The sequence below is a fragment of the Haloparvum sedimenti genome, from assembly GCF_001462205.1.
Taxonomy (GTDB): Archaea; Halobacteriota; Halobacteria; order Halobacteriales; family Haloferacaceae; genus Haloparvum; species Haloparvum sedimenti.
Map to the genome: position 1 here is coordinate 50,191 of NZ_LKIR01000004.1, position 6,903 is coordinate 57,093.

7 protein-coding genes are annotated in these 6,903 nt (G+C 67.8%); 2 read left to right on the plus strand and 5 right to left on the minus strand.

Annotated features, from left to right (window positions below):
* Window positions 1-230 (minus strand): hypothetical protein (locus tag AN233_RS17535; protein ID WP_218055026.1); only part of this gene is annotated, 230 nt, incomplete at its 3' end.
* A 688-nt stretch (window positions 231-918) separates the two neighbouring features.
* Here AN233_RS17535 and AN233_RS00285 point away from each other — a divergent pair.
* Both AN233_RS00285 and AN233_RS00290 read left to right on the plus strand, forming a co-directional pair.
* Window positions 919-1,374 carry a hypothetical protein gene (locus AN233_RS00285; protein WP_058364879.1) on the plus strand — a complete coding sequence of 152 codons (456 nt, stop codon included), beginning with the start codon at window positions 919-921 and terminating at the stop codon, window positions 1,372-1,374.
* Between the two features lie 142 nt (window positions 1,375-1,516).
* Window positions 1,517-2,014 (plus strand): hypothetical protein, encoded by a 498-nt coding sequence (locus AN233_RS00290; protein WP_058364880.1) that lies wholly within the window; start codon window positions 1,517-1,519, stop codon window positions 2,012-2,014.
* A gap of 37 nt (window positions 2,015-2,051) precedes the next feature.
* On the opposite strand, the gene AN233_RS00295 is transcribed toward AN233_RS00290, so the two are convergent.
* Genes AN233_RS00295 through AN233_RS00310 form a run of 4 tightly spaced genes read right to left on the minus strand, consistent with a single transcriptional unit; the run spans window position 2,052 to window position 6,594 of the window.
* Window positions 2,052-3,431, minus strand: coding sequence for an ABC transporter ATP-binding protein (locus tag AN233_RS00295; RefSeq protein ID WP_058364881.1), 1,380 nt, complete (start codon window positions 3,429-3,431; stop codon window positions 2,052-2,054).
* Window positions 3,424-4,608, minus strand: a complete 1,185-nt coding sequence (locus tag AN233_RS00300; protein WP_058364882.1) for an ABC transporter ATP-binding protein — start codon at window positions 4,606-4,608, stop codon at window positions 3,424-3,426. Before AN233_RS00300 ends, AN233_RS00295 begins: the two co-directional genes overlap by 8 nt.
* 1 nt (window position 4,609) lies before the next feature.
* The gene (locus tag AN233_RS00305) at window positions 4,610-5,599 is read right to left on the minus strand and encodes an ABC transporter permease (protein ID WP_058364883.1); all 990 of its coding nucleotides are present in this window, start codon (window positions 5,597-5,599) and stop codon (window positions 4,610-4,612) included.
* Window positions 5,599-6,594 (minus strand): ABC transporter permease, encoded by a 996-nt coding sequence (locus tag AN233_RS00310; RefSeq protein ID WP_281176504.1) that lies wholly within the window; start codon window positions 6,592-6,594, stop codon window positions 5,599-5,601. Before AN233_RS00310 ends, AN233_RS00305 begins: the two co-directional genes overlap by 1 nt.
* Between the last annotated feature and the right edge of the window lie 309 nt (window positions 6,595-6,903).

Here is a 6,903-nt window from a genome sequence, read left to right on the forward strand (position 1 = left end):
AACACCCCGCCGAGGATCGATCGGAGCAACCCTTCGACGCGATGGCCCGACTCCACCCCGTCCGAGCCGGTCGGGACCGCGTGCGCAGCTGGGTCGAGCACGAGATAGACGCCAACCAGCAGCGCCGCGGTCACGAGCAGCCGGTCGGCCTCCAGCAGCACCCAGTTTCGCAGCCCCCGGAGTCGGCTTCGGAGTCCGTCGCCCCGCCTGGGGACGCCCGCGTCGCTCATTCCCTGATCCCTCGGTCGTGCATCTGCCACGTGTTCGAGCGCCCTCCTGAAAGGTCCTCGGAGACAGACCACGGTGTCGGTACGTTGACTCTTGGACGCTCGGACGGGGCGTTCGCGGCCGATCTGTCCCCGTGCGTGACACCGCTGTAGATCGATACTGAGTGATGCAGACCGATTCAGAAGTCTCGCTTTTCTGAAACTCGCGGTGGTGCGGTGCTGTGCGGTCGCGGAGCGGTGCGGTTGCGGTGCCGTACTGTCGGCGCGCGCCGCGGCGCCCCTGTGGCGCCGCGACCGCGCGAGGGAGGCGGCGGCGCGGCCGCATGCGGTGCGGTTTCGCGGCCGCTCCGCCGCCGAGGCTGGGGAGGTACGAGGCCTGCGGTGCGGTCGCGGGGCGGTTGCGGTGTGGTGGGTGGGGCTGAAAGGGGCAGCCGGCTCGATCCCGCCCGGACGACGCAAGCACCGCAGCGGGCGGTGCTGAGAGCGAGGAGCGCAGCGAGGCCCGGCGCGGTCGAGCCGGCTGGGGCTTTCTGGGTGTTGCTGTCCCGAGCAGCAGGATCTGCAGCAGTCACAGAAAGCCCACTACCTGACAGAAAAACAGAACAACGACCGCGCTCCACTAAGTATCGCTATCAGTCACTCCGAGTCACACCTCCGCAATCGTTTTGTCGTTCCGTCGAGAGAAACGGCCGTGAGTACCCTCCCTGCGGTCGTTCGCAGCCGCGCGGCGAGTAGCCGGTTGCGCGACCACGTTCGGCGTCCCGTGATCTACGGTGCGGTGGTGCAGGCGGTCACACTGCTCGCGTTCGTCGGCTTCGCCTCGGGGATGCGGCCCGCCGTCTTCGTGGTCGGAATGACCGGCCCCGCGGTCGCGGCCGTGCTGACCGTACCGGACGCCGGCTGGGTCGACGCGCCGCTCGCGGGCGTCCTCGGTGGCTGCGTCTACCTGCTGTCGTTCCTGGCGTACGCCGCCGCGGTCTCGGCGCGGTTCGAGTTCGTCGCCGCGACGTGGGTCTTCGCGGGCTACGTCGCGACCGCGATCACGCAGGCGATCATGCTGCTCCCCGCGTTCGTCTTCTTCGGCCTGTTCGTCGGCGGCGGGATCGGCTATGCGAAGGCCTCCTGGCGACGGTACGGCCGGAGGTGAGGCCGCGGTCCGTTCCGGCGCCGTTCGGCTTCTCCCGGGTCCGGTTTCGACTGCGCCCCTCGAAAACCGACAGACGAAAGTCCTCGGGGCCGGTATCTGGGACAACCATCGCGCGGTCGACCGGCGACCCGCACTCCCGACCATGGTCCAGCCACGCCACACCGACGAGACGGACAGGACCGGGTTCGACGAGACGACCAACTACCTGACGCGGACGCTCGCGAAGGTCGTGCCGACCGGTCTCGCGCGGCGCGCGGTCGTCGTCTCCGTCGAAACGGACCGCGACACGTACGCGGTCGGCGACCCGGTCGAGATCACGGTCACCTTCCGGAACCGGCTTCCGGTGCCGGTCGAGGTTCCCACACCGACCAGCCGACGCTGGGGCTGGGAGATCGACGGGATCCTGGAGGCGACCGACGAGCGTCGCTACGTCTCCGCGTCGCCGCTCACGTTCCCGTTCCGCGCCGGCGAGTCAAAGACGGCGACAGCGGTATGGAACGGCACGATCCGACGGAGCGACGGAGCGGATCTGGACCGCGACGAGCCGGTCGCACCGGGTGACCACACCGTCACCGCGTTCCTGTCGGTCGACGGCGGTCGAGCGCGGATCGAGGACTCGACGACCGTGCGGATCGAATGACGAAGGCTGGGGCGACAGGAAACCCCTCGGGAGCGGATCAGTCGGCCGGCTCGGCGGTCTCGTCGGCGACCGTGTCGCTCGTGACGCCCTCGTTGACACCGGCGTCGCTGCCGGACGCGGTGGCGATGCCCTGATGGAGGTGACACGCCGCGTAGTGGCGTCCGTCGCCGTACTGCGAGTCGATCTCGTAGGCCGGCTCCTCGGTCGCACAGACGCTCTGCTCGGCGAACGACTCGGTGAGGAGGGTTTCGGCCTCGTCCCATTCCTCTTGGGAGATGTGTCCGAGTGCCTCCGAGAGCACGTCGCCCGCCTCTCCACCCGGTTCGTCGCCGTCGAAGTAGCGCCGACGTAGCTCCTCGCGGTTCGTCGTCTCGAACGCGCGGCGCTTCACCGCGCGCTGGAACTCGACGAGGTCGCGCCACGTGGCGTCGTCCACGTCGTACTCCTCGGGCTGGATCAGCGACGGGCACCGCGTCCGGAACCGACAACCGGACGGCGGGTCGACGGGTGAAGGCACGTCGCCTTTGAGGACGGCCGTGCGGCCGCCCGCCCGCGGGTCCGGCGCGGGGATGGCGTCGAGGAGCGCCTGCGTGTAGGGATGGCTGGGGTTCTCGAACAGCTCCTCCTTGTCCGCGAGCTCGACCATCTGCCCGAGGTACATCACGGCCACGCGGTCGGAGATGTGCCGGATGACGCTCAGGTCGTGCGCGATGAACAGGTAGGTGAGGTCGAACTCCTCCTGCAGGTCCCGCATCGTGTTGAGCACCTGCGCCTGGATGGAGACGTCGAGCGCGGACACCGGCTCGTCGCAGACGATGAAGTCCGGGTTGACCGACAGCGCACGCGCGAGGTTGACGCGCTGGCGCTGCCCGCCCGAGAACGCGTGCGGGTAGCGGTTGTAGTGCTGGGGGTCGAGGCCCACCTTCTCCAGCAGCTCCTTGGCGCGCTCCTCGCGCCCCTCCTCGTCGAGCATGTCGTGGGCCTTCATCGGCTCCTCGACGATCGGGCCCACCTTCATCCGGGGGTCAAGCGAGGACTGCGGGTCCTGGAAGATCATCTGCATGTCCTTCCGCTTGGTCCGCAGCTCCTCGCCGCTCAGCTCGGTGAGGTCCTCGCCTTTGAAGTAGATGTCGCCGTCAGTCGACTCCAGCAGCTGGAGGACGGTCCGCGCGAGCGTGGACTTCCCGCAGCCTGACTCGCCGACGAGTCCGAGCGTCTCGCCCTTCTTGATGTCGAAGCTCACGTCCTCGACGGCCTGGACGTGGGTGGGGCTGCGCTCGACGAACGGGAACTCCGTCGAGACGTCGACCCCGCCGAGCAGCCCGCTGTCGTTGTCGAAGTACTTCTTGAGGTTGCGCACCTCGACCAGCGGCTCGCCCTCGGCCACGTCGCCGGCCGACGCCAGCTCGTCAGTCATCCGCCTCACCTCCGGTGTCCGTCAGGCCGGCGCTGAAGCCGCCGGTCGCCTCCGTCTCGAGGGGCTCGCTCGAGTCGTAGCCCACGTCGAAGGCGTCGTACTTCACGCACGCGACCGTGTGCGGGCGCTCGCCGTCGTCGGTGGCGGCGTCCGCGACCGCCGCCTCGGTGGGCGCGTCCGCGTCCGCGACCGCGCCCTCGGCGACGGTCCGCGGCTCCGGGTGGACGCGCGTACAAACCTCGCGCGCCTCCGGACACCGCGAGTGGAACCGACAGCCGGAGGGCGGGTTGATCGCTTCGGGCATGACGCCCTTGATCGGGTTCAGCTCCTCGACCGTCTCGTCGGGTCGGGGCATCGAGTCCAGCAGCGCCTGCGTGTACGGGTGTTTGGTGTCGTAGAACAGGTCGTCGACGTCCGCCTGCTCGATGATCTCCCCCAGGTACATGACGTTGACGCGGTCGCAGATCTCCGCGACGACGCTCATGTCGTGGGTCACCCAGATGAAGGCGGTGCCGTACTTCTCCTGGAGCTCCTCGACGAGTTCGAGGATCTGCCCCTCGACGGTCACGTCGAGCGCGGTCGTCGGCTCGTCCGCGATGATCAGGTCCGGCTGGCAGGCCAGCGCCATCGCGATCAGCACGCGCTGGCGCATCCCGCCGGAGAACTGGTGCGGGTACTCGTCGTAGCGGTTCTCGGGGTCCGGGATGCCGACCTCCCGGAGCATGTCGATCGCCTCCTGTTCGGCCTCCTTCGTCGAGAGGTCCCGGTTCAGCTCGATGAACTCCCGGAGCTGTCCCCCGACGGTGAAGACGGGGTTGAGCGACTCCATCGGGTCCTGGAAGATGATGGCGATCTCGTTGCCGCGGATGTCGTCGCGCATCTCCTCCTCGGAGAGCATCTCCTCGCTGGGCTGTGGCTCGCCGTCCGGCCCCTCCTCGAGCCCGAACAGGGTCTCGCCCTTGAAGGTGATCTCGCCGTCGACGACCTCGCCCGGGCTCTCGACGAGCCGCAGGATACTGGAGGTGGCGACGGACTTCCCCGCGCCGGACTCGCCGACGAGCCCGACGATCTCGCCCTCGTGGACGTCGAAGGAGATGCCGTCGACGGCACGCACCGTGCCGTCCTCCGTGAAGAACTGCGTCTTGAGGTTCTCGACGCTGAGTAGTGGTTCGGTCATGTCAGTTGTTGATCCGTGGGTCGAGTGCGTCCTGCAGGCCGTCGCCGAGGATGTTGAAGCCGACGACGGTGATCAGAATGGCCAGCCCCGGCCAGACGCTGAACGTCGGCGCGGGGAGCATGTACCCCCGCGACACCGACAGCATCTGCCCCCACGAGGGGGTGGGCGGCTGCGCGCCGAAGCCGAGGAACGAGAGGCCGGCGACGATGAGGATGCTCACGCCGACCTGCAGGGTCGCCTGCACCAGCACCGGCGCGAAGCTGTTCGGGATGATGTGGCGCAGGATGATGTTGCGGTCCTTCACGCCCGCGGCGCGGGCGGCCTCGATGTAGTCCTCCTCGCGGATCGAGACGACCCGCGACCGGATGAGACGGTTGAACACCGGGATCGCCGTGATCCCGACGCCGATCATCGCGAACCGGAGGTCGCGGCCGAACGCGGTCATGAACGCGATGACGAGCACGAGGAACGGGATGGCGTAGACGGTCTCGGTGGCGCGCTGGAGCACGTCGTCGATCCAGCCGCCGTAGTAGCCGGAGACGGCGCCGATGAGGGTGCCGCCGACCAGTCCGATGGTCGTCGCCATGAAGCCGACCGTCATCGCGACGCGCGTGCCGTAGAGCAGCCGCGTGAAGATGTCGCGACCGCGGTGGTCGGTCCCGAGCGGGTGTTCGAGCACGCCCTGCCCGAACTGGTTCTCCATGCCGAACGGCGGGAGGAGCCGACGAACCGTGTCGGGGTCGCTCTCGGGGTCGTACAGGATCGCCTCGGCGATGGCGTAGTCGAGGATGTAGTAGTCGATCGAGGCAAACAGCGCCACGGCCGTGATGAAGCCCACGATGTAGATACCGATGCGCGCGGTCGTGTCGCGTTTGACCTGCGCGAGCGTGTAGCGCATCCCGACGCGCGCTTCGACCTCGCCGGCACCCTCGTCGGGGCCGTCGGCGCCCTCCGCCGGTACGTCGTCAGTGTCTGTGTTTCCGAGGGCCATTATTCGTCACCGTAGGTCACACGGGGGTCGAGGTAGGCGTACGCGATGTCCGTGATGATGACGCCGACCACGTACGCGACGCCGAACATGAACGTCGTCCCCATGATGAGTTCGTAGTCCTGGTTGTTGATCGCCGTAATGATCAGCCGGCCCATGCCCTGGATCTCGAAGACCGTCTCGGTCAGCACCGCGCCGCCGAGCGCCGTCGAGAGGCCGAGGCCGACGATAGTGATCACGGGAAGCTGTGCCACCTGGAAGGCGTGCTTGCGCACGATGGTCGACTCGGGGACGCCGTATGCCCGCGCGAGCTTCACGTACTCGCCCTGTAGCGAGTCGACCATCGAGGAGCGCTCGATCCGAGTGATCTGCGCCATCTGGAGCGTTCCCAGCGCGATCATCGGCAGGAAGAGGTGGTGGGCGGCCTGCCGCAACACCTCGAACCGTGTCGCCGCGCCGCGAACGTCCGCGGGGTCGGCCCACGGCAACACGAGTCCGCGGGCGGGGAACCACCCGAGGTGGAACGCGAAGACGATGATCAGCACCAACCCGATCCAGAACGAGGGGGTGGAGACGCCGATCAGCGAGACGATCCGGGAGACGTGGTCGGCCGGCTCGTTCCGGCGCTTGGCGGAGATGACGCCCAGCGGGATCGCCGTGATGATGGCGAACGCGAACGCCGACAGCATGAGCACCAGCGTGACCGGCAGTCGGAGGATGATCATCTCCAACACCGGACGGTCGTAGTAAATGCTCGTGCCGAGGTCGCCGGTCGCCACGCCCGTGAGGTACGTGATGAATCGCTCGTGAGCGGGGCGGTCGAGTCCGTATTTCGCTTGGATCGCTTCGACCTGTTCCTGCGCCGGCGTCGGGCCGAGCATGATCTCGACCGGGTCGCCGGGGATCTGGTTCGCGAGGAAGAACGTGATCGCGATGATCCCGACCAGCACCGGCAGGGCCTGTGTGACGCGCCATGCCGAGTAGCGGAGGAGGCTCATCTAGATCACCCCATTGTGAACATGTATCATAGTCGTGGTGGTCGCTGCGGCTGTCGGAATCTCGCAAATGCGTGAATAAATAGGTTGCTTTTCGGTTCCCGCAAAACCGGCGGAAAAGCGCCGGAAACCGGGAAACGTCGGCTCTGCGACTACTCGACCGAGACGTTGTTGTGGTCCGTGAAGACCTGGATCTGCGTCGAGATCGGGTGCGCGCTGAAGTCCTGGACGTTGTCGCGGACGCCGTAGGAGTTGTTCAGGTTGTACGCGGGGAGGTGGACGCGACCCTCCAGCAGCTCCGTCGTCGCGTCG

Bases quoted from the DNA above. Each gene is read 5' to 3' on its own strand.
- AN233_RS00290 (WP_058364880.1), top strand. From the start codon at position 1,517: ATGGTCCAGCCACGCCACACCGACGAGACGGACAGGACCGGGTTCGAC.
- AN233_RS00295 (WP_058364881.1), bottom strand. From the start codon at position 3,431: ATGACTGACGAGCTGGCGTCGGCCGGCGACGTGGCCGAGGGCGAGCCG.
- AN233_RS00300 (WP_058364882.1), bottom strand. From the start codon at position 4,608: ATGACCGAACCACTACTCAGCGTCGAGAACCTCAAGACGCAGTTCTTC.
- AN233_RS00305 (WP_058364883.1), bottom strand. From the start codon at position 5,599: ATGGCCCTCGGAAACACAGACACTGACGACGTACCGGCGGAGGGCGCC.
- AN233_RS00310 (WP_281176504.1), bottom strand. From the start codon at position 6,594: ATGAGCCTCCTCCGCTACTCGGCATGGCGCGTCACACAGGCCCTGCCG.